Raw genomic sequence first — 24,951 nt, forward strand, 5'->3', positions numbered from 1 at the left:
ATGAAGATCAGAGATCTGCTGCGGCCGGAGGGAATCCGCCTCGGCGCGACGGCAAAGGATAAGATGGACGCGATCAGTCAGCTGATCGATCTGCAGGTCCGCTCCGGCAACATCGCGGACGCGGAGACATATCGGAAGGCGATTTTGGCCCGCGAGGCCGAGAGCACCACGGCGATGGGGGAGGGGATTGCGATTCCCCACGCGAAGACGGGCGCGGTCCGGCGGCCGGGCCTTGCAGCGATGACGGTTCCTGACGGTGTGGATTATGACGCGCCGGACGGCGAGCCGTCTGATCTGCTGTTCATGATCGCCGCGCCGGACACGAAGGAAAACGTGCATCTCGAGGTGCTGTCCCGTCTGGCGACACTGCTGATGGACGAATCGTTCACGGAGAACCTCCGGAAGGCGAAGACGCCGGAGGAGTTTCTCAGGGTGATAGACCGCGCGGAATCCGAGCGGATCGAAGAGGAGAGCGGAAAGGAGGCGAAGGCGCAGGCCGCGACCGACGCCGGACAGTATCCGGATATTCTGGCGATCACGGCCTGCCCCACCGGCATTGCCCATACCTATATGGCGGCCGAGGCGCTGGAGAAGAAGGCGCGGGAGATGGGACTCGTGCTGAAGGCGGAGACCCAGGGCTCGGTCGGCGCGAAGAATGTGCTGACGCCGGAGGAGATCGAGCACGCCCGCGGCATCATCATCGCGGCGGACAAGACCATCGACCGGTCCAGGTTTTCCGGCAAGCAGGTCTACGAGACATCGGTTTCCAACGGGATCAACCGTCCGGAGGAGTTGATCACGAAGATCATGAACGACGAGGCGCCGGTTCAGGAGGGGACCGTGCGGAAGGCATCCGACCGGGACGGAACGGACAGCACCTGGCACATCATCTACAAGCATCTGATGAACGGCGTCTCCCATATGCTTCCCTTTGTCGTGGGCGGCGGCATTCTCCTCGCCCTGTCCTTCCTCTTCGATCAGGCGGGGATGGGAACGAAAGACTACGGAACTTCCACGGCGCTGGCCGCGTTCTTCAACCGGATCGGAAAGGTCGCCTTCGGCTTCATGCTGCCGGTCCTGGCCGGCTACATCGCCGAGTCCATCGCGGACCGTCCGGGTCTTGCTGTCGGCTTCGTCGGAGGCTCGCTGGCAGAGGCGGGCTACACCTTCGCCTATCTTTCTGACCCGGAGCATGTGACGGCGGTGAGCGCGGGCTTTCTGGGCGCGCTGGTGGCGGGTTTCCTCGGAGGGTACATCACAAAAGGACTGGAGAAGACTTTTGATCATCTGCCGTCTGCGCTGGAAGGCATCAAGCCCGTGCTGCTGTATCCGCTGATCGGCATTCTTCTGATCGGCTTCGTGATGTTTCTGATCAATCCGCTGATGGCTGCCATCAATACGGGGATCACCGGTGTGCTGAACGGAATGGGGACCCGGAACCTCGTCCTCCTCGGGCTGGTGGTTGCCCTGATGGAAGCCACGGATATGGGCGGCCCCATCAACAAGGCGGCGTATGTCTTCGCCACCGGTATGCTGGCCAGCGGATCGGATGCGGCGAAGACCATCATGGCGGCCGTGATGGTCGGCGGCATGGTTCCGCCGCTGATCATCGCCCTGTCCACCACGCTGTTCAGGGACCGCTGGACGAAGGAGGAGAGGACATCCGGCCTGGTGAACTATGTGATGGCACTTTCCTTCATCACGGAAGGCGTGATTCCCTACGCGGCGGCGGATCCGGGACGGGTGATTCCCTCCTGCATGATCGGCTCCGGTATCGCCGGTGCTCTTTCCGCGGCCTTCGGCTGCATGAGCCCGGCGCCTCACGGAGGATTCTGGGTGGTCGCGGTGATCACGCATCCGCTTCAGTGGGCGCTGGCGATGCTGATCGGAGGCTTCGCGGGCTGCCTGATTCTTTCACTGTGGAAGAAGAAGCTGCCGGCGGAGCGGGAGGCGTAAAACCGGCCTCATCTTCCGGTCCGGACGGTGTGAACGGCCGGACCGGAGCTGAAAGGCATACGGATGGATAAGAAACCGGACACGGACAGACAGAGAGGAGACGGACAGATGAGCAGCGAATGGCACTGGGCGGTTCTCGGATGCGGCGTGATCGCCCATCAGATGGGCGACGCGTTCGCGCGGGAAGGCCGTCATATCTATGCGGTGGGCAACAGGACGCAGGCGAAGGCGGCTGCATTTGCGGAGAAGTACGGTGTGGAACGGGTTTATGACGACTTCCATGAGATGTTCACGGATCCGGAGGTGGACATCATCTATCTGACGACGCCCCACAACACGCATATGGAGTTTCTGAGAGCGGCGCTTTCAAACGGGAAGCACGTGCTCTGCGAGAAATCGATCACGCTGAACGCCGGCGAACTGGCGGAGGCGAAGGCGCTGGCGGCAGCGCACCATGTGGTGCTGGCGGAGGCTCAGACGATCTTCCATATGCCGCTTTACCGGGAACTGACGAAGCGGCTTCACGCTGGCGAATTCGGGCGGACCGGCGTGATCACGATGAACTTCGGAAGCTATAAGGAATACAATATGAAGAACCGGTTCTTCAACAAGGCGCTGGCCGGCGGCGCGATGCTGGATATCGGCGTCTACGCGCTCAGCTGCGCGCGGCTCTTTCTGGATTCCTGCCCGGACCGGTTCGAGACGATGATGAGGCAGGCTCCCAGCGGGGCGGACGAGCAGTCCGTGACGATTCTCGGGAATCCGGAGGGTCAGATGGTCACGATGTGCCTCACGATGCACTGCAAGCAGCCCAAACGGGCGATGATCGCGTGTGACCGCTGCTATATCGAGATCATGGAGTATCCGCGCTCGCAGAAGGCCGTGATCACATGGACGGAGGACGGCAGAAAAGAGGAAGTCGTCTGCGGCGATACGGAGCGGGCGCTGGATTATGAGATCGCGGATATGGAGCGGGCCGTAAGCGGGGATCCGTCCGTGATGCGTCTCGATTACACCACGGACGTGATGAACCTGATGACGGCGATCCGGAAGAAGTGGGGGTACTTCTACGACGGGGAGAAACTGTAAAAAGTGTACCGCGCGATACTGTATCGGACGGGAAAACATGCTATAATGACGGAAACGATGTTTTCAGCAAAGGAGACAAACCTATGAAAGAATTCAGCTATACGATCAAGGACGCAGAAGGAATTCACGCAAGACCGGCTGGCGAGCTGGTCAAGATGGTGAAGGGCTTCAAGAGCACGGTGACGATCTCCAAGGGCGCGAAGTCAGGCAATGCATCCAAGATTTTCGCCGTCATGGGTCTCGGCGCGAAGCAGGGCGAGACCGTCGACTTCAAGATCGAGGGCGAGGACGAGGAGCAGGCAGCGGCTGAACTGGAGAAGTTCATGAACGCGAATCTGTGATCCGGGAAGCGGAAGCAGAAAAAGGGAGAGAGCCGGGCGGCATTCGCCGCCCGGCTCTCTCCCTTTTCTGCACGGTTCAGACTACCGCCTCGTTCCTGTGGCGGACACCGTACAGGCCGTCCCAGACCACCTCGCGGAAACGGGTCGGGTCGGTGTTCCCCTCCGTGGAGATCAGCAGGACCTGGGAATTTTCATCGAGCCCCAGCGCGTCCCGGATGCTGTGGTACTGCGGATAGCGGGCGATGGATGCGAGAAAGCCCATCGTGACGGAACCGGACTCGCCGGAGATGATCGTGCTGTCGCCGGCCAGCGGGACGCCGTACATCCGGGTGCCTTTGGCGCTCATCCAGTCCGGACAGGCGGCGAAGCCTGCGGCATGGTTCCGGAGAATGTCCCAGGCGATCCGGTTCGGCTCTCCGCAGGCGAGACCGGCCATAATCGTATCCAGCTTGCCGGTGACGCGGACCGTCTGGCCGGTTCCTTTGGCCGCGGAGCGGTAAAGACAGGCGGCCGCGCCGGCTTCCACGACGCACATCGTCGGCTCGTCGCCCCTGAAACGGTTCGCGAAATAGCCGATCACTGCGCCGGCCAGCGATCCGACGCCGGCCTGGACGAAGATATGGGTCGGCCGCTCGATGCCGTCGGCGAGCAGCTGCCGGTCCGCCTCAAGCGCCAGCGTGCCGTAACCCTGCATGATCCAGGCGGGGATGTCGGTGTAGCCGCGCCATGCGGTGTCCTGTACGATCACGCCGTTCGGATCGGCCTCCGCCTGGGAGGCGGCGAGGCGGACACAGTCGTCATAGTTGAGATTCTCGATGGTGACTTCAGCGCCTTCCTTCGCAATGTTGTCGCGGCGGATCTCGGAGGACCCCCATGGCATACGGACGACGGCTTTCTGGCCCAGCTGGTGAGCCGCCCAGGCGACGCCGCGGCCGTGGTTGCCGTCGGTGGCGGTGTAGAATGTGGTCGCGCCGATGTCCTCGCGAAGCTCGGGAGAGGAGAGCACCTGATACGGGAGATCATCCACGCTCCGGCCGGTCTTCTTCGCGATGTAGCGCGCCATCGCGTAGGAGCCGCCCAGCACCTTGAAGGCGTTGAGACCGAAGCGGTAGGATTCGTCCTTCACATAGAGCCCGCCGATGCCCAGATAACGCGCCATATTTTTCAGATTGTGAAGCGGCGTCACCTCGTACTGGGGGAAGGAACGGTGGAAGCGGAGCGCCCTCCGCACCTCCTCCGGCGTCATGAGAGAAAGCCATTTGTCGCTGGACGGCGGCAGATGGTTCATCGTGAAATCCATCTCCGCGTTATTCGTACGGTTCATATCGCAGCCCTCCTGTCCTTTTCTGATTCCGGTCCGTTTCCGCGGCATTCCGGTACGTATTCTTTTCTTTCCTTATCATAGCATGCCGCGGACGTATTGCAACAGAAAATAATTTAGGCAATCTGAAAATCTGTTATTCCATTGTATTTCGGGAAACCACGTGATACACTTTTTCAATAAAAGAAGCCAGAGAAGGCTATTATCAGACAGCTGAAGTCCGGCGCATACGGAGGTGCAATATGATCGACCTGACAGTCAATGAAGAAGGCAGAAAACATAACATCGAGCGGGCGCGTGAGCAGCACATCATCATTCCGACGATCGCGGAGATGAAGGATCCGGGCAAGATCCCGGAGAAAATCCTTGAGCAGCTGAAGCATGTAGGTCTCTGGGACGTGAATCCGCTGAACCTTTACCGCGTCACATGGAAGAACGAGCCGAAGGAGTACGGCGGACTCTTCGGCGGCCCCAACTACATCGTTCTGCCGACGGAGCTGACCGGCGTGAAGGCGAAGATTCTTCTGATGGTCGGCAAGTATTTCCCCACCGGCTGCCACAAGGTAGGCGCTTCCTTCGGCTGTCTGGTGCCGCCTCTTGTGACGGGACAGTTCGATTCCTCGAAGGACAAGGCTGTCTGGCCTTCCACCGGCAATTACTGCCGCGGCGGCGCGTTCAACTCGAAGCTGCTCGGCTGCTATTCCATCGCGATTCTTCCGGAAGGCATGAGCCGGGAACGCTTTGACTGGCTGAAAAAGATCGCCTCCGAGATCATCGCCACGCCCGGTTCCGAGTCCAACGTGAAGGAGATCTTCGACAAGACCCACGAGCTGAAGGCCCGGAAGGATTGCATGATCTTCAACCAGTTCGAGGAGATGGGCAACTATATGTGGCATTACAATGTCACGGGAAACGCCATCGCCGAGGCGTTCGACGCCATGAAGGACGAAGACGACCGTCTGTTCGGCGCGATCTTCACCTCCGGATCGGCCGGCACGATGGCGGCCGGCGACCGGATCAAGGACCTCTATCCGACCGCGAAGCTGGGTGTCGGCGAGGCGCTGCAGTGCCCGACGCTTCTTGAGAACGGCTTCGGTGCTCACCGCATCGAAGGAATCGGTGACAAGCATGTGCCGTGGATCCACAACGTGAAGAACACGGACCTGGTGGTGGACATCGATGATGAGGATTCCCAGAAGGTGCTCCGCCTCTTCAACGAGCCGGAGGGACGGGCTTATCTCGCGAGCGTCGGCGTGCCGCAGCAGACCGTTGACCAGCTGAGCCTCTTCGGTATCTCCGGTATCGCGAACATGCTCTGCGCGATCAAGATGGCCAAGTACTACGAGCTGACTGAGCATGACGTCGTCGCGTCGGTGCTCACGGATTCGGCGGTGATGTATGAGTCGAGAGTGAAGGAGCTCGAGGAGGCGGACGGCGCCTACACGAGAGAGATGGCCGCGGTTGACTTCCATACGCATATCCTCGGCGAGAAGACGGACAACATGCAGGAGCTGACCTATGCGGACCGCAAGCGGGTGCACAATCTCAAGTACTACACCTGGGTTGAGCAGCAGGGCAAGGCATCCGAGGAGCTGAACGCCCAGTGGTACGATACGGAGCACACATGGGATGAGGTCAAGAAGGACGCGGACCGTGTGGACGACATGATCCGTGAGTTCAATGAGGAGGTCGGCCTGATCAAAGAGCTTTGACCGGCGGAAAGGCGGCGTTTTATGAGCTATGTCATGGATGCGAAATGCACGGTCTGCGGTCACGTCTTTCCGGCGGGGCCGGAGACGACGGTCTGCCCGGACTGCGGGGGCATTCTCGATATTGAGTACGACTATGACGCGATCCGTTCCGCGCTGACGAAGGAGACGCTGGCGGGCAGGACGGACCGGACGATGTGGCGCTACATGGAATTTCTTCCGGTAGACGGAATCGGCAGCCGCCCGCGGCTCCGCGTGGGAGGATCGCCGCTGTACCGGGCGGACCGGCTCGCGAAGACGCTGGGTGTGAAAACCCTGTATATCAAGGATGACGGACAGAATCCGACCGCGTCCCTCAAGGACAGGGCGTCGGCGATGGCCGTCGTCAAGGCGGAGGAGGCGGGAAAGGAGATCATCGCCTGCTCCTCCACCGGCAACGCGGCCAGCTCGCTGGCCGGGAACGCCGCGGCGGCCGGGCACCAGACCTTTATCTTTGTCCCTGCCCGTGCGCCGAAGGGCAAGGTGGCGCAGCTGATGATGTTCGGCGCCCATGTCATCTCGGTGGAAGGAAGCTATGAGGACACGTTCCGTCTCTCCGCGGAGGCGATCGACCGCTGGGGCTGGTACAACCGGAATGCAGCCATCAACCCGTACCTGATGGAAGGAAAGAAGACGGTCTCGCTGGAAATCGCGGAGCAGCTCGGTTTCCGGATGCCGGATTATGTGGCGGTCTCCGTCGGGGACGGCTGTACGATCGCCGGTGTCTGGAAGGGATTCCGGGATCTCTACGAGGCCGGCTTCATCGACCGGCTTCCGAGACTGATCAGCGTGCAGGCGGAGGGGTGTTGCCCGATCAACACCGCAGCCGCCGCGCATACGATGAAATGGAAGCCTCAGGAGGAAAATACAATCGCCGACTCCATCGCGGTCGGGGTGCCCCGCAATCCGGTGAAGGCGCTCCGCGCGATCGAGGAGTCTCACGGCGTCGCGGTGAATGTCTCGGATGAGGAAATTCTCGCGGCGATGAGGCTGCTGGGAAGGGAAGCCGGTGTGTTCGCGGAACCGGCCGGCGCAGCGGGCACGGCGGGTGTGAAGAAGGCACTGGAGACAGGTCTGATCGGGAAGGACGCTGAAGTGGTCTCCCTTGTGACCGGCAACGGGCTGAAGGATGTCAGCAACGCGATCCGTGCGGCCGGCGAGCCGATCCGGATCCCGCCTGAGATGGACCGGCTGCTGGAGGCATTCGCGGAAAAGGGGCTGATGAAGGACTGAGGCGAAATCCGGGGTTCCCGTCGCGGACGGACCGGGTAAGGAGAGGACGGATCAGAATGGCAAAGCAGCTTACTACGTTTATTTCCAATACGCCGGGAGCGCTGGCTGCCTTCTGCGGCGTGCTGAAGGAGAACGGCATCGATATGCGGGCCATGAACGTCTCGGATGCCATGGACTTCGGCATCGTCCGGGTGATCGTCAGCGATACCGGCAGGGCAAAGGCGAAACTCGAGGAACAGGGGTACATCTGTCAGGTGAAGGATGTGCTCGTCATCGAAGTGGAGGATCATCCGGGGGCGCTGGTGGCTCTTCTGCGGACGCTGGGCGCGTTCGGCGTCAATCTGGATTATACCTACGCGCTTTTCTCGCGCCATGAGGGCACCGCCGGTTTCGTCATCAAGACCGAGAACCGGGAAGAGGCAGTCCGGGCGCTTTCAGAGGCCGGGCTTCGTCCGATTCCGGACGGGGAACTGTAAGACACTTCCGGACCGGGACTGATCTCTGCAGCGTCATGTCTGCGCTGCAGTTCCGGGCGGTGAACTGTGAGCCGGTGCCGGAGGGCGCCATATAGAGAGAGCCCGCGTGACGCGGCTGTCGGAACGAAGCTCCGGCAGCCGCTTTTTTCTGTCTGCCGTTCAATCTTTCTACACATTTGCTATCTATGATAGAAAAACGTGTCAACGGAACAAGCATGCAGGAGGAGGCGGAGCAATTGATTGAAGTCAGGCACCTGACAAAACTCTACGGCGGGCACGCCGCGGTCGACGACCTGAGCTTTACGGTCGAGGACGGCACGATCTACGGATTCCTCGGCGCGAACGGCGCGGGCAAATCGACGACGATGAATATCATGACCGGCTATCTCGCGCCCACGGACGGCGAGGTGATCATCAACGGCCACAACATTCTCGATGAGCCGGAGGAGGCCAAGCGGACCATCGGCTATCTTCCCGAGATTCCTCCGGTTTATCCGGATATGACGGTATACGAATACCTGAGGTTCGCCGCCGAAATCAAGAAAATACCGAAGGCGGAGCGGGAGGACCAGATCGAACAGGCGGCAGGAGAACTGGAGCTGGGAGATGTGACGGACCGGCTGATCCGGAATCTTTCCAAAGGGTACCGTCAGCGGGTCGGCTTCGCCCAGGCGCTGCTGGGAGAGCCGGAGACGCTTATCCTTGACGAGCCCACCGTCGGACTGGACCCGCGTCAGATTATCGAGATCCGCGATCTGATCCGGAAGCTGGGGCAGACGCATACCGTGATCCTCAGCTCTCATATCCTCGCCGAAGTCAGCGAGGTCTGCGACAAGGTGCTGATCATCAACAAGGGCCGCTTTGTGGCCTGCGACACGCCGGATCATCTTGCCGCGGAGCGGGAACGGGGCGCGACGCTGACCGTGCATGCTGAGGGTACGCCGGCCGAGCTTGAAGCGGCGGTCCGGACGGTTCCCGGCGTGACGGATGTCTCCTCGTTCACCGAAAACGGGGAGAGCTGCGTCAGGATCGCGGTTCCGGGGGATCAGGATATCCGCGCCGAAGTCAGCCGCGCGCTGATGCAGGCCGGACTGATGATCCTTGAGATGCGGACTGAGAAGGAAAGCCTGGAGTCGATTTTCCTCGAACTGACGCAGGGAGAGGAGCATGCTTCCGGGGAAGCGGAGGGGCCGGCGCCGGCCGCCGAGAAGCTCCGCCTCAGGAAGGCAGACGGCGTGAACGGGGAGGATGACTGATGGGTGCGGTATACAGGAAAGAGATGCGGGGCTGCTTCACCAACATGACAGGCGCCATCGCGGTGGCCGCGTCGCTTCTGATCGCGGGACTGATGTTCCGCTACTATAATCTCTATTACGGCGTGCTCACGCTTCACTACGCGGTGAGTAACTGCGCGCTGATCTTTTACATCGTGGTGCCGATTCTCTCGATGCGCGTGTTCGCGGAGGAGCGGCGGCAGCGGACCGATCAGCTCCTGTTCACTTCGCCGGAGAGCGTATTCTCCATCGTGATGGGGAAGTATCTTGCGCTGGTGAGTATCCTCGCGATTCCGACGGCGGTGATGTGCTTCTTCCCGCTGATCATGCGCGCTTTCGGGGCGGAGACGCTGGGCTGGGACTACGCCTGCATTCTGGCCTGGTTCCTGATGGGCGCCGCCTACCTCGCGGTGGGGATGTTCATCTCCAGCTGCACGGAGAGCGCGGTGATCGCGGCGATCCTCAGTATCCTGTTCGTCTTTTTCACCCAGATGCTGAGCGGCGTGTTCACAATTTTAAGCACCAGTGCGGTGACGGCACTTCTGTTCCTGATCGTGCTGGGCGGACTGGCGGGCCTCCTGATGTATTTCATGACGAAACATGTCTTGATCAGCGCAGGACTCGGCGGGGGAATCGCGGCCGCGTCCGTCATCGGGTATCTTGTGCGGCCGGACTGGTTCAGCGGCCGTACGGAGTCCATTCTGCGGGTGCTGGATTTCTCAACGCATTTCTCGGATTTCGCGGGCGGGTCGCTGAGCATCGGCAACCTGCTGTTTTTCGTGTCCTATATTGTGATTGGGATCGGACTGACCGTGCAGTCGATTGAGAAGAGACGCTGGAGCTGAGGAGGGACGGAAGCATGATGAGAAAGAAACAGAAAAAAACGGAGCAGTCTCCTCAGATCCGGTCGCGCAGGAGGCGTCTGGCCGCGAACGGGACCTATGCCGCAGCGATGACGGCGATTCTGGTCGCAGCGGTGGTCGTGGTGAATTTCATCGTCGCCGCGCTGCCGTCGAAGTTCACGGTCTTTGATGTGACAGCCTCCAAGCTGTATTCGGTCGGAAAGACGACGAAATCGCTGCTGGACAGCCTGAGCGGCGACGTAACGCTCAATCTGATCACCCAGACCGGTCAGGAGGACCAGACGATCGTCAAACTCCTCGAGAATTATGCCGGGGAATCGAAGCATGTCACATTCCGGGAGATCGACTCCGTGTCGGATCCGACCTTCGTCAAGAAGTACACGGACAGCTCCGTGACGCTGAACAGCGTGATCGTCGTTTCCGGGAACCGGTCAAAAGTCGTGGATTACAACGACATGTACGCTTACTCCGACTACTATTCCCAGTCGGCTGATTCCTTCGACGGGGAAGGGAAAATCACCAGCGCAATCGCCTATGTGACCGGCGGGAGCGGCGCGAAAGTCTACTATACGACAGGCCACAAGGAGCTGGAGCTGGGGTCGGAGATGAAGGACGCCTTCGGGAAGGCGAACGTCGAGACGGCGAGCCTGAATCTGCTGAGCTCGGAGATCCCGGACGACTGCACGGCGCTGATTTCCTTCTGCCCGCAGCAGGATTACACGGCGGATGAGGTGAAGAAGGTCACCGATTATCTCGCGGACGGCGGCCATGCGCTGCTCGTGACGGCACCTGCGCTGTGGACCGGCGCCTCGACGCCGAAGTTCGACTCCATCGTGGCCGCGTACGGTCTCAGCCGGTCGGGCGGCGCGGTGCTGGAGGGCGACCAGAGCCACTACACCCAGATCCCTTATCTGCTGGTCCCGAATGTCTCGGCCTCCTCGGAAGTGACGAAGAATCTGACGAACGAGAACATCGTGGTGGGGATGTCGGACGGCATTCAGATCGGAGAGAGCGAGGACGCGTCCTACACAGTCACACCGCTGCTCACCACGAGTGACAGCGCCTATCTGAAGACGGATCTCTCTTCGACGTATGAGAAGGAGTCGGGAGACGCCTCGGGCGAGTACACACTCGGCGTAGCGGTGGAGCAGACCTATTCGAATGACGACAAGGGGAAATCGGATATGGATGCGTCCGCTTCCGGGACGGAATCTGCCGCTTCTTCTTCCGTGAAGACGGATGTTTCCGCGGACGCGGCCGGATCGGGCGCGGTGACGACGGTGAGCGGCGCGGAGACGTCGGCCGGTCACGGCTCCGGCAGTGTGAAGAACGAGACGGCCAAAGAGATGAAGCTTCTTTATTTCACGACGCCGACGACCTTCAGTGCTGAAGCGCTGTCCCTTCTGATTCAGCAGCAGGCGGATCTGCCCACCGGCAACGATGATCTTTTCGCGTCGATCGTCACGTATCTTACGGATCAGAAGGTGACGGTGTCCGTGGCGGCGAAATCGACTTCGGCGCCTCAGACAACGATCAACAGCGGCGCGGTGTCGATGCTCGGCAATCTGTTCATGATCCTGCTCCCGGCCGCTGTGCTGATCGCCGGCTTCGCCGTCTGGGGAAGACGCAGGAAGAGATGATGAAAGAGGCTCGAAAAGGCAGCCGGCATATGAACCGGAAGGAATCCGGAAGACGGCACCCGTTTCGGGAACAGGAGAAATGAGATGAGCGGAAAAAAGAGAAACAGACGGGCCCGTCTGCTCGCCGGCGCGGCGGTCCTGCTCGTGCTGGTCGCTGTCCTTGTGGTCGCACAGAAGAAATCAGCGGACTATGAGGCGTCGGAGAGCAGCGGCAGCGGGACGCTGATGGATCTGACGGCGGACAGGATCAAGTCAATCGCGTATACGAAGACGGGTTCTGATGAGGTGGCCTTCACACGGTCGGAAGGGCAGTGGTCCGCCGACGGCGACGCCGCATTCCCGGTGGACCAGACGAAAGCGAATACACTGGCGTCCACGATGACCGGTGTAAGCGTCACGAAAGAGATGGAAAACGTCCGTGATCCGGCGCAGTACGGACTGGACAAACCGTCCTATACCGTGCAGCTGACCGATACGGACGGGAAGAAGACGATGATCGCCGTGGGATCCGTCAATGACACCACGAATGATGTGTATGTTTATCTGAATGACGATTCTTCAACGGTGTACGCGGTCTCGACGGGACTGCTTACGGATCTCGACTATGATCTGAGTTACTTTAAGGAAACCTCGGATTCGGGCGCGTCCTCCGCGGCGGAGGCGGCCCTCAGTCAGACGGAGCCGGCCGTTTCAGCGGAGGAACCGGAAGATTCTCCGGCGGAGACGGCGTCATCGCCGGAATCCTGACGGAAAAAGAAGCGGATTCACCGCGGCCAGGCGGGCCTGCGGCGGATCCGCTTTTTACGCGGCACGGAGTTCTGCTTTACGCGCTTCCCTGCCATCGTCTATAATAGGCGGAGAAGAGGCAGGAGGTTCAATATGATGCGAATCGGTACTGGCTATGATGTTCACCGGCTGAAGGAAGGCCGGAAACTGATTCTGGGCGGCGTGGAAATTCCTTTTGAGAAAGGTCTTCTCGGCCACTCGGACGCGGACGTGCTGCTTCATGCGGTGGCGGACGCCCTGCTGGGAGCCGCGGCGCTGGGGGACATCGGCCTGCATTTCCCGGATACGGATCCTCTGTACGAAGGGATCTCCTCGATGAAGCTTCTGAAGAAGACGGCCGGTATCCTCACCAACCACGGGTACTTTGTCGTCAATGTGGACGCGACGGTGATCGCCCAGGCGCCGAAGCTCCGTCCCTATATTGACGGGATGAGGGAGAACATCGCCGCGGCGCTCGGAATCCCGGCGGACCGCGTGAGCGTGAAGGCGACGACGGAGGAAGGTCTTGGCTTCACGGGAGCCGGAGAGGGAATCGCGGCGCAGGCGGCGGCGCTGATCGAGACGTTTGACAGCGCGCGGCGCTGAACGCCTGCCGTGCGGAGACATCCGGATTCCCGCGTTTACTTTTTCCGCCGAGTCTGCTAGACTCAGCAGGATGACCGAGGAATAAGAAAGGCACAAGTGATGAAAATCTTCAATACGCTGACAATGACGAAGCAGGAATTTGTTCCGATCGAGCCGGGCAAGGTGCGGATGTACGTCTGCGGGCCGACGGTCTACAACCTGATTCATATCGGAAACGCGCGGCCGATGATCGTGTTTGACACGTTCCGCCGCTATCTGGAGCATAAGGGCTACGAGGTCAATTACGTCTCGAACTTCACGGATGTGGACGACAAGATTATCCGGGCGGCCGCCGCAGAGGGCGTGACCGCGGAGGAGATCGCGGCGCGCTACATCGCGGAATGCAAAAAGGATATGGCCGCGATGAACGTGAAGCCGGCGACGACGCATCCTCAGGCGACGAAGGAGATCGACGGCATGGTCGCGATGATCAGCGGGCTGATCGAATCCGGTCACGCGTATGTGCGCAACGGCACGGTATATTTCGCGACCCGGAGTTTCGCGGAGTACGGGGAGCTTTCGCACAAGAATCTGGACGATCTCCGCAGCGGCTTCCGCGAGCTGAAGGTCAGCGGCGAAGAGGAAAAGGAGGACCCGCTGGATTTCGTGCTCTGGAAGCCGAAGAAGGAGGGCGAGCCATTCTGGAACTCTCCGTGGAGCGAGGGACGTCCCGGATGGCATATCGAGTGCTCCGTGATGGCGAAGCGCTATCTCGGCGATACCATTGATATCCACGCGGGCGGCGAGGATCTGATCTTCCCTCATCATGAGAACGAAATCGCTCAGTCGACCTGCGCCAACGGCGTTCCGTTCGCTCATTACTGGATGCATAACGCGTTCCTCAATATCGACAACCGGAAGATGTCCAAGTCGCTGGGCAATTTCTTCACTGTTCGTGACATTTCGAAGAAATATGATCTCCAGGTGCTCCGCCTGTTCATGCTGAGCGCTCACTACAGGAGCCCGCTCAACTTCAGCGCGGAACTGATGGAGGCCGCGAAGACGTCTCTTGAGCGGATCCGCACGGCGGCCGATCATCTCCGCGATGTGGCGGAGAACGGCGCGGACGGGCCTCTTGACGATGCAGCCCGGAAGATTCTGGAGGAGGCGCGCGCCTTCGTGCCGGCCTTCGACGGGAAGATGGACGACGACTGCAACACGGCGGATGCGCTGGCCGTGGTCTTCGATCTGGTCCGCTTCGCGAATATCAATGTCACCGACAGCGCGCCGAAGAAGCTGGCCCGGGGCCTGCTCGACGTACTGACCGGGCTGGGGGACATTCTCGGCCTGATCGTGCTTCCGAAGAAGGAGACGCTCGACGAGGACATCGAGAAGCAGATCGAGGCGCGCCAGGAGGCGCGGAAGGCGCGCAACTTTGCGCTGGCCGATGAGATCCGCGACCGTCTGAAGGCGCAGGGCATCGAGCTGCTTGACACCCGGGAGGGCGTGAAATGGAGACGGATCTGACGGCGCATACGGAGAACGAGGGGACGGAACGGTTCATTCCCGATCTGGATCCGGCGGAAGCGGGGAGCTACTCCCCGCTTGTGCTGGCTTTTCTGGGCGATGCGGTCTATGAACTGGCGGTGCGGACGATGCTGGTGAAGGAGGGGAATGCACGCCCCAATCTTCTCAACCGGAGAAAGGCCCGTCTGGTGAAAGCGGCCGCCCAGTCCGCGATGATGGAAAGCCTTATGCCGCTGCTTGACGAACGGGAGCAGGACATCAGCCGCCGCGGCCGGAACGCGAAGTCCTACACGATGGCGAAGCACGCGACGACGGAGGACTACCGCCGCGCCACCGGATTTGAAGCGCTGATGGGATATCTGTATCTGACGGGACAGCAGGAGCGGATGCTCAGGCTGATCGGGGAAGGAATCAGACAGTATGAGAAACAGGGAAGTAAAACGGACGGAACGTCCCGCCTGGCGGAAGGATGAGAGCGGTTCTTTCCGCCCGGAACGAACGGCGGAGGAGGCCGGGAGATCCGGACGGAACCGCCCGGGACGCCAGACGGAAAACGGAGAGGATTCCGCGGAATGCGCGGACCGGATCGAGGGGCGGAATGCCGTGCTCGAGGCCTTCCGGTCCGGCCGGACCGTGGACAAGCTCTTCGTTCAGGAGCACTCGGGCGACGGTCCGGTGCGGACGATTTTAAGAGAGGCTCAGAAGGCGGGCACAGCGGTGACCTTCATGACGAAGGAGAGGCTGGATCAGCTCTCTCCCTCAGGTCGGCATCAGGGCGTGATCGCCCAGGTTTCCGCCTATTCCTACGGTACGGTGGACGAGATGCTCGCGAGGGCGGAGGAAGCCGGAGAGCCTCCGTTTCTGGTGCTGCTGGACGGCATCGAGGACCCGCACAATCTCGGCGCGATCATCCGTACCGCCTGTCAGGCCGGTGCGCACGGGGTGATCATCACGAAACACCGGGCGGTCGGACTGACCTCGACCGTGGTGCGCGCTTCAGCCGGGGCGCTGAACTATGTGACTGTGGCGAAGGTGACGAATCTGAAGCAGACCATCGAAGAGCTGAAGACACGGGGGATCTGGTTCGTCTGCGCGGATATGGGCGGCACGCCGATGTACGACCTTGATCTGAAAGGGCCGATCGGACTTGTGATCGGCAATGAAGGGAACGGCGTGAACCGGATTGTCCGGGAAGCCTGCGACATGACCGCGACGATCCCGATGACCGGCCGCATCGATTCGCTCAATGCATCCGTCGCGGCGGGTGTCCTGATGTACGAGATCGTGCGGCAGCGGCGGTAAAGGGCGGCCGCAGGAGCGGGGCAAATGGCGGAAAAACCGTATGAGGCGTATGCCGATGAGGAACTGGTCGGGCTGGCCCGCGGAGGAGATTCCGGGGCGGCCGATTTTCTGATGGAGAAATACAAGCCGCTGGTACGGAGGCTGAGCGCGGCCCGCTATCTTGCGGGAGGCGATCGGGAGGACCTGATTCAGGAAGGCATGATTGGTCTGTACAAGGCTCTGCGGGATTATGACCCGTCGAAGCAGGCCTCCTTTGCGACATTCGCCGCGCTGTGCGCGGACCGGCAGATGCTGCACGCCATCGAGGCCTCGCAGCGCGAGAAGAACCGGGTACTCAACGATGCGGTGGAGCTCACGGACGAGGAAGGAGAGCGGGTGCTTCACGGCGCGAAGGAGTCGCCGGAGACATTGGTAATCGCGAGAGAAGCCGCTGACGAGCGTCTGCGGAGGCTGAGAGAGGCGCTCAGCCCGCTGGAGACGAAGGTTCTGACACTGTATCTGACGGGAATGGATTACCGGGAGATCGCGTCCGAGCTGGGCAGGACACCGAAGGCGATCGACAATGCGCTGCAGCGCATACGGCGGAAGAGCAGGGAATGCATGATGGAAGAAGAGAGGAGTACGGAATGAAATCATTCACCTATACGGTCAGGGAGCCGATCGGGCTCCACGCGAGACCGGCCGGCGATCTCGTGAAGGCAATCCGGGACTATCAGTGCGCGATCACGATTTCCGGGAACGGCCGAACCGCTGACGGGAAGAAGCTGCTCAGCGTGATGACGCTCGGAATCCGGATGGGTCAGGAGATCATGCTGACCTTTGAAGGAGAAGACGAGGACAAAGCCTGTGCGGAGACGGAGTCCTATGTGAGAGAGCATCTTTGAAGCCGTCCGGATCTCCGGACGGATATGACAGCGGCCCTGCCGCCGGTTTCACCCGGCGGCAGGGCCGCTGTCATATCCGCTGCATTCAGACCCGGATCGCGTTCCGGCCGGAAGGAAGCGGCGCCAGCGAGACACGGGCGCTCCCGGATGAGCGCTGTCCGGCTTTTCTGCCGTCCGTCCCGGATGAGCCGGAGGACGCACGGTCTTTGTTCCGTCTGCTGTCTGAGGAGGTTCCGTCCGCTTTTTCGGACTCTTTTTCTTCCGTTCCGGAGGAGAGAACCGATTCGGCGTCCGGAGAGGAGGACTGGCTGACGGACTCCGCCGCGGAGACGGCGCCGGAATCCGTGCCCTCCGGAACCAGTGTGCCTTCCGCCGCACCCTTCAGATCACCGGCGGCCGCAGCGTTTTCATCAATCGGATCGATGCGCTCGAATAGCTGGAAGGTGATGCCGTCCACCGAAACTTTCGTTGTCGGCGCGTAAACGCCCTTGGAGTAGGCGGCAAACGCGTCCACTTCGGTCGTCAGTACCCGGTTGTGCTTCATGGCGCCCCGGAAGGCAAAGGTGCGGTTCAGATCGTTGATGTCGGACCAGTCGGTCATCACGCATCCGGTATTCCAGCCGAGCTGGAGGTAGACCTCGGGAATATAGGTGCCGAAGGCGTAGGTGTCCATCGGGATGGATGAGCGGATCGCTTCGATTCCCTCATTCATCGAGGCGGTTTTCCACGAGGAATTGGCCCGGAAATCATAGCTGACCGGGAGGTAAAGCGCACCCTCGACGGCCATCCAGACGCAGCCGCCGAAGAGGACGGCCGAGACTGCGGTGTTCAGATACGCGGCCGGCGTACCGAGCAGACGCCGGCGGCTCTCCTTCGACAGCGCCAGCGAGCCTTCTCCGAAGGCCGCCAGCAGGAGACACATCTGAATATGCGAGATGGACATATTGCCATAGGCGGCACGGTTCATGAAATAGGTGAGGGACGAAAGCCCGGAAAGGGCGATGGCAACGCGCAGCGTGTCCGCGGCTTCCATCGCGCCGAAGTCTACCCCCTCGACGGCGTTCGGGTCGCCCGTGATCACATTCGCGCGCAGCAGGTACTGACGGCGGAGCATGCCGGCAACCGTGAGGAAGAAGAGCAGGATCTGGAAGAAATAGAGGTACGCGGTCGAGGGAAGCGGGACCCGGAGATGATCCACATGGTACGTTCCGGAGAAGAACGGATAGATGAAAAGCCGGAAGGTGCCGGATTCGCCTCCGGTCAGCCGGTTGTAGAGACAGACGATTCCGTAAGCGGCCGCGACGCAGCCTGCGCCGGCTGCCAGGGCAGTCAGAATACGCCGGAGCGTGGCGTACGTGAAGACCCGTTCCTCGTAGAATCCGCGGAACAGCCAGGTCAAAAGGAAGACGGCCACGCAGAAAAGTCCGGTTTCCAGATTCCAGATGACGGAGCCGACGCCGCAGGCGGCGGCCAGCACGGCGGTCAGGACCCGGGCGCTCTTCGTCCGGTGAGCGGCGCCGAAGGCAACGACCGCCATCGTAAGGCAGGGGAACAGGAGGCGCAGCGGATTGATCTGGAAATACTGGCCGTGACGGGTCAGAATGGTTGTGGTGCCCGTGATGCCGGCGACCGCCATCAGATAGACCGCGTCGTGCCGGATCAGCCGGTCCGCGACGTAGAAGGCCGCGAGAAAGGCGAAGAAAGCCATCAGGGCCAGCGTCTGCATCACGGCGTAGAGATCGCCTCCCAACAGCTTCACAAACGGCAGGCAGAGGAGGCCGTAGTGACCGTAGATGCTGCAGTTATAGGCGCTGTAGGGCTGAAGGCGGGCGACGTTCACGATGGAATTGGTGACAGCGTGGATATGGATGAGACCGCCGCCCTGATCCTGAAAGATGTTCGGGCAGTAGACGGCGATTCCGTTGAGCACGGCCCAGATCAGCGCGGTTGTGACCCGGAACGGCCGGTTCCGGACGGTATCTCTTCTGAGGCGGGGGAGCGTGAAGAAGAGAGAGCCGGCGATGGCGGCGATGGCAGCCAGATAGAACCGGTGGGGCAGCTCCTGCCGGAGATAGGTCGGCGCGGCGTTGCCGGGGTACAGATTGCATTCGTTCACATAGATCCGGCAGATCAGCGCAATCAGCGCGGCGGCGGCGATGGTGTAAAATCCGTAGAGAACCGCCCGCTGCATCCGGACGGCGCCTCTTCCGGCTGCGGCCGGTGAGGCGCCCTCCTTCTTCCTGCGAAGGCGTTCCACGAGCCAGGCCAGCACGCAGAAGAGGACGAAGGCGCCGATCAGCGCCAGCGCGTAGACCAGCAGATTGTAATTGAGTCCGTGCCAGATCCCGTCGCCGCTTACATTGATCCGTGCCCGCGAGGCGAGCTCGAAGACGACGGCGAGCAGCGCGCCGATGAGGATATAGATCAGACGGTCCAGATTTTCATACTTGTAGTTCATGGCGATGCCTCCTGATCGGGGTTATGAGTGCCGGGACGATTCGCGCCCGGCACGGTTCTGAAAATGAAACCGGTAGACCTTTGAGCTGAGCCGCTCAAAGCCCTGTTCTGTCCAGATGACCTTCTGCCCGGTGTGCTCGGCGAGAAAATCGCGGATGCCATCTGCACTTCCGGAGACGTAGCGGACGTTTCCGGAGGTGACCAGCGAGGTCAGAAGCCGGTCCGGATCGGAGAGAAAGCGGCTGACCTGCGCGTAGTAGCGGGGGGAGAACGTATCCCAGCTGCCGGACCGGACGACGTTGTCGAAGCGGTGCGTCGGCTTCACCGCGGTCACCGGCGTGCCGAAGAAGTAGAGGATGCTCATCACGCCGGCGTCCATGATGTAGAGCGTGTCCGGATGCGACGCGATCTCATCCACAATGGCATTCTTCGGCGGCTCGTCGGACGGGCTTCTTGACACCCTGTTGGATTCAAGATAGTCACGCATAAAGCTCTGTCCGCTGTACAGGAAGAGAAGCAGACAGAGCAGAGCGGCCGTCCCTCGCAGAAGACAGGACACGGGCATTCTCCGAGGCTGTCCGCCGGAAGCCGGCGCCGCATCGGGCGGACCGCCCGTTTCCGGGGCGCGGCCGATCCGGCGCGGCGTCATCATGAGAAGTGTCAGCATGCTGACCGCCGCCACCGGCGCCGCGACCCGGATGACAAACCGCATGCGGACAAAGGTCAGCGCGAAGACGATCCCGTAGAAGCAGAGCAGCGCGCCGGCGCCCCCGAGGACCGGATACCGCTTCGCAAGGAGAAGCAGCATCAGAAACACCAGAAGCGGAAGCAGCAGATAGAGACGGCGCGCCGGCGTGAAGACGGAACGGACGTACCGGATCCGTCTTTCCGGCGTCACGGAGGCGCGGCCGATATCGGCGGCCTCCGTCAGCACCTTCTCCGTGTAGACCGGCTTCTCCGCGTATTTCCAGCCGAGAAGCAGATTGTAGTCCAGCCCGCTCAGGCCGATGCGGCGGAACTCGGAGACGTATGCCTGATAATCTGCCTCCGGGTAGTCGACGACGGAGGAGCGGGCACTGGTATAGCGGAGGAATGACTGCCATCCGGAATCCGAGTAGGCCCGCTTCTCGGCAGCGCCGGTGAGGAGCAGGAGGGCGGCCAGCAGGAGGACGGGGACGGTGACGGCGCGGGACGGGCCGCGGAGGCGGAGACGGGACATACCCGCTCCGCCCGGCGGGGTCAGAGCCTCCGCGGCCGTTTCGCCCGGGGCGTTTCCCTTCGCCGCGCATAGGCGTTCGCCGCTCCGGCAGGAGTGGCCGCATCCTTGCCGCGCGGACAGCCGGAAGCGCAGCACGCCAAGGAGAAGCGGCGCGGTCAGCACGACACTCGGAAGCACTGCGTCCCGGCGAAGACAGACGGCGGCCGCGAGAAAAAGAGAGCCGCAGATCCCTTCACCGATCCGGGGTGTTTCCCGCCGCCACGCGCCGTACCAGAGCACGACACCCGCCGCAGCCATATAGAACGCGATGACCGTGTAGGAAAAAAAGTACGGCACCGTCAGCGCGTCGATGAGCAGGACCGGCAGCAGGCAGAGCACACTGTGTGAAGCGTCCCAGACGGCGCGGTAGAACACCGTGAAGGAGAGCACCGTGAAGACGGCCAGCATCGCCGCGTACCAGTTGACGCCGGGGGCGAGACGGTACAGAGCCTTCAGGACGCCTCCGATTACTGCACGGATGTAGACGAGATGCGCGCATCCTGCCGTGCCGAAGGAGCCGTTCGCGATATAGTTCAGGAGATAATCGTCGGCGACCATGTAGTAGACCCTCGTAACCAGAAAAGGCACGAGACTGATGATGGCCGCGGGAAGCAGCCAGAAGGCTGCCGTAAGGGCTGCATGCCCCCTTTTGCTGTGCTTCATACCAGTCCTTTCCTATCATTTCGTATCTTCTTATTTTACCAGAAGAAAGCCTGTAAGAAAAGGAAGAGAGAATCTTGACAAGATTAGTAGGGTTTCATATAATTGGCACGGTTAAAGAAGAGCAAAATTGTCGGAAATAGAAAGGCGGTCGACGCGATGTCTGAAAATCTTCTTGAAGTCAAGGATTTATCGGTCAGTATCGAGGAGGGCGAGATCCTTCACGATGTGAACCTTCATATTGGCAGAGGCGAAACACATGTACTGATGGGACCGAACGGAGCGGGAAAATCCACTCTCGGCAACACGCTGATGGGAAATCCGACCTATCATGTCACGGCGGGACAGATCCTTTTTGACGGCGAGGACATCACGCGCGCTTCGGCGGACGCGCGGGCCCGGGCCGGCATGTTCATGTCCTTCCAGAATCCGCTGGAGGTTCCGGGACTTTCGCTGGAAAGCTTCATCCGCAGCGCGCTGCGTCAGAAGACGGGGAAGAACGTGAAGCTGCTCGCCTACCGAAAACAGCTGGAGGAGACGATGAAGCTGCTCCAGATGGACGAATCCTACGCGGAACGAGACCTGAACGTGGGATTTTCGGGCGGCGAGAAGAAAAAAGCGGAGATTCTCCAGATGCTGATGCTCAGCCCGAAACTGGCGATTCTCGATGAGACGGATTCCGGACTGGACGTGGACGCGGTGCGCACAGTGTCAAAGGGAATCGAGGAGTATCACAAACGGAGCGATGGCGCGCTTCTCATCATCACGCACAGCACGAAGATTCTTGAGGCGCTTCATGTGGACTACACGCATGTGCTGGTGAAGGGAACACTGGTGACGACCGGCGGCGCGGAGCTGGTGGAACGGATCAACGAGCAGGGCTTCGAGAAGTACGTCGAGGAGGCGGCCGCGAGGATGGAAGCCGAACGCGCGAAGAGCGGGGAGGCCTGACCGATGGCAGAAAGAGCAGTGAATTTTGATCCCGCGATCGATACGAGCCGGGATGATATCAACGCGTATCTCGAGGGAACGGACCGGAGCCTCTATGACTTCCGGGACGAGGAGACAGGTTTTTACAAGGTGGACGAAGGGCTGACACCGGAGATCGTGGAGACGATTTCGAAGGAGAAGCATGATCCCGAGTGGATGAGAGAATTCCGACTGCATTCGCTTGAAATCTACAACCGTCTCCGCGTGCCGAACTGGGGACCGCCCATCGACGGACTGGATATGAAGAAGATCGTCACCTACGTGCGGCCGAATACGGACATGAAGGCGACCTGGGACGATGTGCCGGAGGAGATCAAGAGCGCCTTCGACAAGCTGGGGATTCCGCAGGCGGAGCATGAGTATCTCGCCGGCGTGGGCGCGCAGTACGATTCGGAACTGGTCTACCATAACCTGCAGGACTATGTGGCGCGTCAGGGTGTCGTCTACACCGACATGGAGAGCGCGCTGACCGGCAAGTACGCGGATATGGTGAAGGAATACTTCATGAAGCTGGTCCCGCCGACGGACCACAAGTTTGCGGCGCTGCACGGCGCGGTCTGGTCCGGCGGATCCTTCGTCTACATCCCGAAGGGCGTGAAGGTTTCGATCCCGCTTCAGTCCTATTTCCGGCTGAACGCGAAGGGCGCGGGCCAGTTCGAGCATACGCTGATCATCGTGGACGAGGGAGCCGACCTTCATTTCATCGAAGGGTGTTCGGCGCCGAAGTGGAACGTGGCGAATCTTCACGCGGGCTGCGTGGAGCTCTATGTGAAGAAGAACGCGCGGCTCCGCTACTCGACCATCGAGAACTGGTCGAAGAACATGTACAATCTGAACACAAAGCGGGCCCTCGTGGAGGAGGGCGGCAGAATGGAGTGGGTGTCCGGATCCTTCGGCTCCCATGTCTCCTACCTGTATCCGACGACGATCCTGAAGGGCAGAGGCGCCGATGTGGAATACACCGGCATCACGTTCGCCGGCAAGGGACAGAATCTGGATACTGGCTGCCGGATGGTTCATATCGGAGAGGATACAAGCTCGCTGGTGACGACGAAATCGCTGTCGAAGGACGGCGGCATCAGCACTTTCCGGAGTTCCGTACAGATTCAGCCGAAGGCGAAGAGGGCGAAATCCTCGGTGGACTGCCAGTCGCTGATGCTGGACAACCGCTCCCGCTCGGATACGATCCCGGAGATGGATGTCAGGACGAGCGACGCCGATGTGGGCCACGAGGCCAAGATCGGCCGGATCAGCGATGAGGCCGTCTTCTACCTGATGAGCCGAGGCATTCCCGAGGCGGAGGCCCGTGCGATGATCGTATCCGGCTTCGCGAATCCGGTGAGCAAGGAGCTTCCGCTTGAATACGCGGCGGAGATGAACAACCTGATCCGACTCGAGATGGAAGGGAGTATGAGCTGATGGAAAATCTGAATCTGACAGTCAGTCATCTGCCTTCGCTCACCTGGAACCGGCTTGGCGTGAACCAGGCGCAGGTGACGGCGGAGGCAAAGGAAGGCGCGCCCGCCGTCTTTACGCTGCGGGGCGGGGCAGGCATGGCTGCGGGAGAAATCGGCGCGGCGGATGCGGACCGGAAGCTGGCCGCCGTCGCGGTGCCGGACCGCAGAGAAGCGTTTGTGGCGGGCAAGACCGCGATCTATCAGGAGCAGGGCTTCTCGACGGGACTCGGAGCCGAATTTTCCGATTATATGAGGAAAAATGCACCTGTCGTCCGGACCGTCTCGGTGGCGCCCGGCGCGAAGCTGACGGAGCCGGCGGTTCTCACGTGGGATTTCGGCAGGGGCGGCAGCGATGCCGCGAGACAGCTGATCACAGTGGGTGACGGCGCGGAGGCGACGGTGCTTCTGGTGTATCGCTCGGACGCGGAGGCGGAAGGCATCTCGGCGGTGGAGACGGATGTCCTCATCGGCCGGGACGCGACCCTGCATCTGATGAAGGTGAATCTGCTGGGCACGGGCTTCACTCACCTTGACGACACCGGCGCGGTGATCGGCGACGCCGGTACGCTGGATTTCCTCCAGATGGAGATGGGCGGCGCGAGGAACTGGGCCGGCTGCTACGCGGATGAACGGGGCAAAGGCGCGAACCTTAGGATCCGCACCGGTTACGCGGTGAACGCGGACCACCGGCTTGATCTCAACTATGTCGTCGGCCAGTTCGGAAGAAAGACGGTCAGCGCCATCGATGTGAAGGGCGTGCTCGCGGATCGCGCGGTGAAGATCTTCCGGGGCACCATCGACTTCCGGAACGGCTCGGCCGGCTCTGTGGGAGACGAGCAGGAGGACGTGCTTCTGCTGGACGAGGACGTGATCAACAAGACTGTGCCGGTCATCCTCTGCGAGGAGGAGGATGTGGACGGACGCCACGGCGCGTCCATCGGCCGGCTCTCGGAAGACATTCTTTTCTATCTCGCGACACGCGGGATTGGAGAGAAGGAGGCGCAGCGCCTGATGCTCAGAGGGCGTCTTGCCGGCATCGCGCGGGCGATCCCGGACGAGGAGACTGTGAAGCTTATCGACGCGGCGATCGACCGCTACGGATCAGACGGGGAGTCGGACTGAGGA

At 61.1% G+C, this 24,951-nt stretch carries 22 protein-coding genes; 19 read left to right on the forward strand and 3 right to left on the reverse strand.

Going from position 1 to position 24,951, the window contains the following annotated elements; all coding sequences use genetic code 11:
- The 3 genes from G4C92_RS10750 (at position 1) to G4C92_RS10760 (ending at position 3,386) form a co-directional block, all read left to right on the forward strand.
- Positions 1-1,956, forward strand: a complete 1,956-nt coding sequence (locus G4C92_RS10750; protein WP_274939841.1) for a PTS fructose transporter subunit IIABC — start codon at positions 1-3, stop codon at positions 1,954-1,956.
- 63 nt (positions 1,957-2,019) lie between these two features.
- Positions 2,020-3,045 carry a Gfo/Idh/MocA family protein gene (locus tag G4C92_RS10755; protein ID WP_274939842.1) on the forward strand — a complete coding sequence of 342 codons (1,026 nt, stop codon included), beginning with the start codon at positions 2,020-2,022 and terminating at the stop codon, positions 3,043-3,045.
- Between the two features lie 83 nt (positions 3,046-3,128).
- A complete protein-coding gene (locus G4C92_RS10760) occupies positions 3,129-3,386 on the forward strand; it encodes an HPr family phosphocarrier protein (protein WP_274939843.1) in 258 nt (85 codons plus the stop codon).
- 76 nt (positions 3,387-3,462) lie between these two features.
- Here G4C92_RS10760 and dpaL read toward each other — a convergent pair whose 3' ends face one another.
- Positions 3,463-4,710: a diaminopropionate ammonia-lyase gene (gene dpaL, locus G4C92_RS10765; RefSeq protein WP_274939844.1), complete on the reverse strand. Its 1,248-nt coding sequence runs from the start codon at positions 4,708-4,710 to the stop codon at positions 3,463-3,465.
- 239 nt (positions 4,711-4,949) lie between these two features.
- Between dpaL and G4C92_RS10770 the strand changes: the two genes are divergently transcribed.
- The 13 genes from G4C92_RS10770 (at position 4,950) to G4C92_RS10830 (ending at position 17,004) form a co-directional block, all read left to right on the forward strand.
- Positions 4,950-6,419, forward strand: a complete 1,470-nt coding sequence (locus G4C92_RS10770; RefSeq protein ID WP_274939845.1) for a pyridoxal-phosphate dependent enzyme — start codon at positions 4,950-4,952, stop codon at positions 6,417-6,419.
- Positions 6,420-6,440: 21 nt separating this feature from the next.
- A complete protein-coding gene (locus G4C92_RS10775) occupies positions 6,441-7,688 on the forward strand; it encodes a threonine synthase (protein ID WP_274939846.1) in 1,248 nt (415 codons plus the stop codon).
- A 56-nt stretch (positions 7,689-7,744) separates the two neighbouring features.
- Positions 7,745-8,164 carry an acetolactate synthase gene (locus G4C92_RS10780; protein ID WP_274939847.1) on the forward strand — a complete coding sequence of 140 codons (420 nt, stop codon included), beginning with the start codon at positions 7,745-7,747 and terminating at the stop codon, positions 8,162-8,164.
- A gap of 236 nt (positions 8,165-8,400) precedes the next feature.
- Complete coding sequence (locus G4C92_RS10785; RefSeq protein WP_274939848.1) at positions 8,401-9,420, forward strand: ABC transporter ATP-binding protein; 1,020 nt, start codon at positions 8,401-8,403, stop codon at positions 9,418-9,420.
- Positions 9,420-10,283, forward strand: coding sequence for an ABC transporter permease (locus G4C92_RS10790; RefSeq protein WP_274939849.1), 864 nt, complete (start codon positions 9,420-9,422; stop codon positions 10,281-10,283). The genes G4C92_RS10785 and G4C92_RS10790 overlap by 1 nt, the downstream gene beginning before the upstream one ends.
- A gap of 14 nt (positions 10,284-10,297) precedes the next feature.
- Positions 10,298-11,941 (forward strand): Gldg family protein, encoded by a 1,644-nt coding sequence (locus tag G4C92_RS10795; RefSeq protein WP_274939850.1) that lies wholly within the window; start codon positions 10,298-10,300, stop codon positions 11,939-11,941.
- 84 nt (positions 11,942-12,025) lie between these two features.
- Positions 12,026-12,688, forward strand: a complete 663-nt coding sequence (locus tag G4C92_RS10800; RefSeq protein ID WP_274939851.1) for a DUF4340 domain-containing protein — start codon at positions 12,026-12,028, stop codon at positions 12,686-12,688.
- Between the two features lie 135 nt (positions 12,689-12,823).
- A complete protein-coding gene (gene ispF, locus G4C92_RS10805; RefSeq protein WP_274939852.1) occupies positions 12,824-13,312 on the forward strand; it encodes a 2-C-methyl-D-erythritol 2,4-cyclodiphosphate synthase in 489 nt (162 codons plus the stop codon).
- A 99-nt stretch (positions 13,313-13,411) separates the two neighbouring features.
- On the forward strand, positions 13,412-14,818 hold the full coding sequence (gene cysS, locus G4C92_RS10810) for a cysteine--tRNA ligase (protein WP_274939853.1): 1,407 nt from the start codon (positions 13,412-13,414) through the stop codon (positions 14,816-14,818).
- Positions 14,803-15,291: a Mini-ribonuclease 3 gene (locus G4C92_RS10815; protein WP_274939854.1), complete on the forward strand. Its 489-nt coding sequence runs from the start codon at positions 14,803-14,805 to the stop codon at positions 15,289-15,291. Before cysS ends, G4C92_RS10815 begins: the two co-directional genes overlap by 16 nt.
- Positions 15,239-16,120, forward strand: a complete 882-nt coding sequence (rlmB, locus tag G4C92_RS10820) for a 23S rRNA (guanosine(2251)-2'-O)-methyltransferase RlmB (protein WP_274939855.1) — start codon at positions 15,239-15,241, stop codon at positions 16,118-16,120. The genes G4C92_RS10815 and rlmB overlap by 53 nt, the downstream gene beginning before the upstream one ends.
- Positions 16,121-16,144: 24 nt before the next feature.
- The gene (locus G4C92_RS10825) at positions 16,145-16,750 is read left to right on the forward strand and encodes a sigma-70 family RNA polymerase sigma factor (RefSeq protein ID WP_274939856.1); all 606 of its coding nucleotides are present in this window, start codon (positions 16,145-16,147) and stop codon (positions 16,748-16,750) included.
- Complete coding sequence (locus G4C92_RS10830) at positions 16,747-17,004, forward strand: HPr family phosphocarrier protein (RefSeq protein WP_274939857.1); 258 nt, start codon at positions 16,747-16,749, stop codon at positions 17,002-17,004. The genes G4C92_RS10825 and G4C92_RS10830 overlap by 4 nt, the downstream gene beginning before the upstream one ends.
- Positions 17,005-17,089: 85 nt before the next feature.
- Here the strand turns inward: G4C92_RS10830 and G4C92_RS10835 are convergent, their stop codons facing one another.
- Positions 17,090-19,462 carry a hypothetical protein gene (locus G4C92_RS10835; RefSeq protein ID WP_274939858.1) on the reverse strand — a complete coding sequence of 791 codons (2,373 nt, stop codon included), beginning with the start codon at positions 19,460-19,462 and terminating at the stop codon, positions 17,090-17,092.
- A gap of 21 nt (positions 19,463-19,483) precedes the next feature.
- Entirely contained in the window at positions 19,484-21,382 is a 1,899-nt protein-coding gene (locus G4C92_RS10840) for a hypothetical protein (RefSeq protein ID WP_274939859.1), read from the reverse strand.
- A gap of 156 nt (positions 21,383-21,538) precedes the next feature.
- On the opposite strand from G4C92_RS10840, the gene sufC reads away from it, so the two are divergent.
- The 3 genes from sufC to G4C92_RS10855 are packed head-to-tail and all read left to right on the forward strand — an operon-like array spanning position 21,539 to position 24,948.
- The gene (gene sufC, locus G4C92_RS10845) at positions 21,539-22,330 is read left to right on the forward strand and encodes a Fe-S cluster assembly ATPase SufC (RefSeq protein ID WP_274939860.1); all 792 of its coding nucleotides are present in this window, start codon (positions 21,539-21,541) and stop codon (positions 22,328-22,330) included.
- Between the two features lie 3 nt (positions 22,331-22,333).
- Positions 22,334-23,788 carry a Fe-S cluster assembly protein SufB gene (gene sufB / locus G4C92_RS10850; RefSeq protein ID WP_274939861.1) on the forward strand — a complete coding sequence of 485 codons (1,455 nt, stop codon included), beginning with the start codon at positions 22,334-22,336 and terminating at the stop codon, positions 23,786-23,788.
- Positions 23,788-24,948 (forward strand): SufB/SufD family protein, encoded by a 1,161-nt coding sequence (locus tag G4C92_RS10855; RefSeq protein ID WP_274939862.1) that lies wholly within the window; start codon positions 23,788-23,790, stop codon positions 24,946-24,948. The genes sufB and G4C92_RS10855 overlap by 1 nt, the downstream gene beginning before the upstream one ends.
- The last annotated feature ends 3 nt before the right edge of the window (positions 24,949-24,951 follow it).

Source organism: Chordicoccus furentiruminis (assembly GCF_019355395.1).
Classification (GTDB): Bacteria; Bacillota; Clostridia; order Lachnospirales; family Lachnospiraceae; genus Chordicoccus; species Chordicoccus furentiruminis.

Bases quoted from the DNA above. Each gene is read 5' to 3' on its own strand.
- G4C92_RS10825 (WP_274939856.1), top strand. From the start codon at position 16,145: ATGGCGGAAAAACCGTATGAGGCGTATGCCGATGAGGAACTGGTCGGG.
- G4C92_RS10835 (WP_274939858.1), bottom strand. From the start codon at position 19,462: ATGAACTACAAGTATGAAAATCTGGACCGTCTGATCTATATCCTCATC.
- rlmB (WP_274939855.1), top strand. From the start codon at position 15,239: ATGAGAAACAGGGAAGTAAAACGGACGGAACGTCCCGCCTGGCGGAAG.
- G4C92_RS10760 (WP_274939843.1), top strand. From the start codon at position 3,129: ATGAAAGAATTCAGCTATACGATCAAGGACGCAGAAGGAATTCACGCA.
- dpaL (WP_274939844.1), bottom strand. From the start codon at position 4,710: ATGAACCGTACGAATAACGCGGAGATGGATTTCACGATGAACCATCTG.
- G4C92_RS10780 (WP_274939847.1), top strand. From the start codon at position 7,745: ATGGCAAAGCAGCTTACTACGTTTATTTCCAATACGCCGGGAGCGCTG.
- sufC (WP_274939860.1), top strand. From the start codon at position 21,539: ATGTCTGAAAATCTTCTTGAAGTCAAGGATTTATCGGTCAGTATCGAG.
- cysS (WP_274939853.1), top strand. From the start codon at position 13,412: ATGAAAATCTTCAATACGCTGACAATGACGAAGCAGGAATTTGTTCCG.
- G4C92_RS10790 (WP_274939849.1), top strand. From the start codon at position 9,420: ATGGGTGCGGTATACAGGAAAGAGATGCGGGGCTGCTTCACCAACATG.
- G4C92_RS10815 (WP_274939854.1), top strand. From the start codon at position 14,803: ATGGAGACGGATCTGACGGCGCATACGGAGAACGAGGGGACGGAACGG.
- ispF (WP_274939852.1), top strand. From the start codon at position 12,824: ATGCGAATCGGTACTGGCTATGATGTTCACCGGCTGAAGGAAGGCCGG.
- G4C92_RS10755 (WP_274939842.1), top strand. From the start codon at position 2,020: ATGGATAAGAAACCGGACACGGACAGACAGAGAGGAGACGGACAGATG.
- G4C92_RS10830 (WP_274939857.1), top strand. From the start codon at position 16,747: ATGAAATCATTCACCTATACGGTCAGGGAGCCGATCGGGCTCCACGCG.
- G4C92_RS10795 (WP_274939850.1), top strand. From the start codon at position 10,298: ATGATGAGAAAGAAACAGAAAAAAACGGAGCAGTCTCCTCAGATCCGG.
- G4C92_RS10775 (WP_274939846.1), top strand. From the start codon at position 6,441: ATGAGCTATGTCATGGATGCGAAATGCACGGTCTGCGGTCACGTCTTT.
- G4C92_RS10800 (WP_274939851.1), top strand. From the start codon at position 12,026: ATGAGCGGAAAAAAGAGAAACAGACGGGCCCGTCTGCTCGCCGGCGCG.
- G4C92_RS10840 (WP_274939859.1), bottom strand. From the start codon at position 21,382: ATGAAGCACAGCAAAAGGGGGCATGCAGCCCTTACGGCAGCCTTCTGG.
- G4C92_RS10855 (WP_274939862.1), top strand. From the start codon at position 23,788: ATGGAAAATCTGAATCTGACAGTCAGTCATCTGCCTTCGCTCACCTGG.
- G4C92_RS10750 (WP_274939841.1), top strand. From the start codon at position 1: ATGAAGATCAGAGATCTGCTGCGGCCGGAGGGAATCCGCCTCGGCGCG.
- G4C92_RS10770 (WP_274939845.1), top strand. From the start codon at position 4,950: ATGATCGACCTGACAGTCAATGAAGAAGGCAGAAAACATAACATCGAG.
- sufB (WP_274939861.1), top strand. From the start codon at position 22,334: ATGGCAGAAAGAGCAGTGAATTTTGATCCCGCGATCGATACGAGCCGG.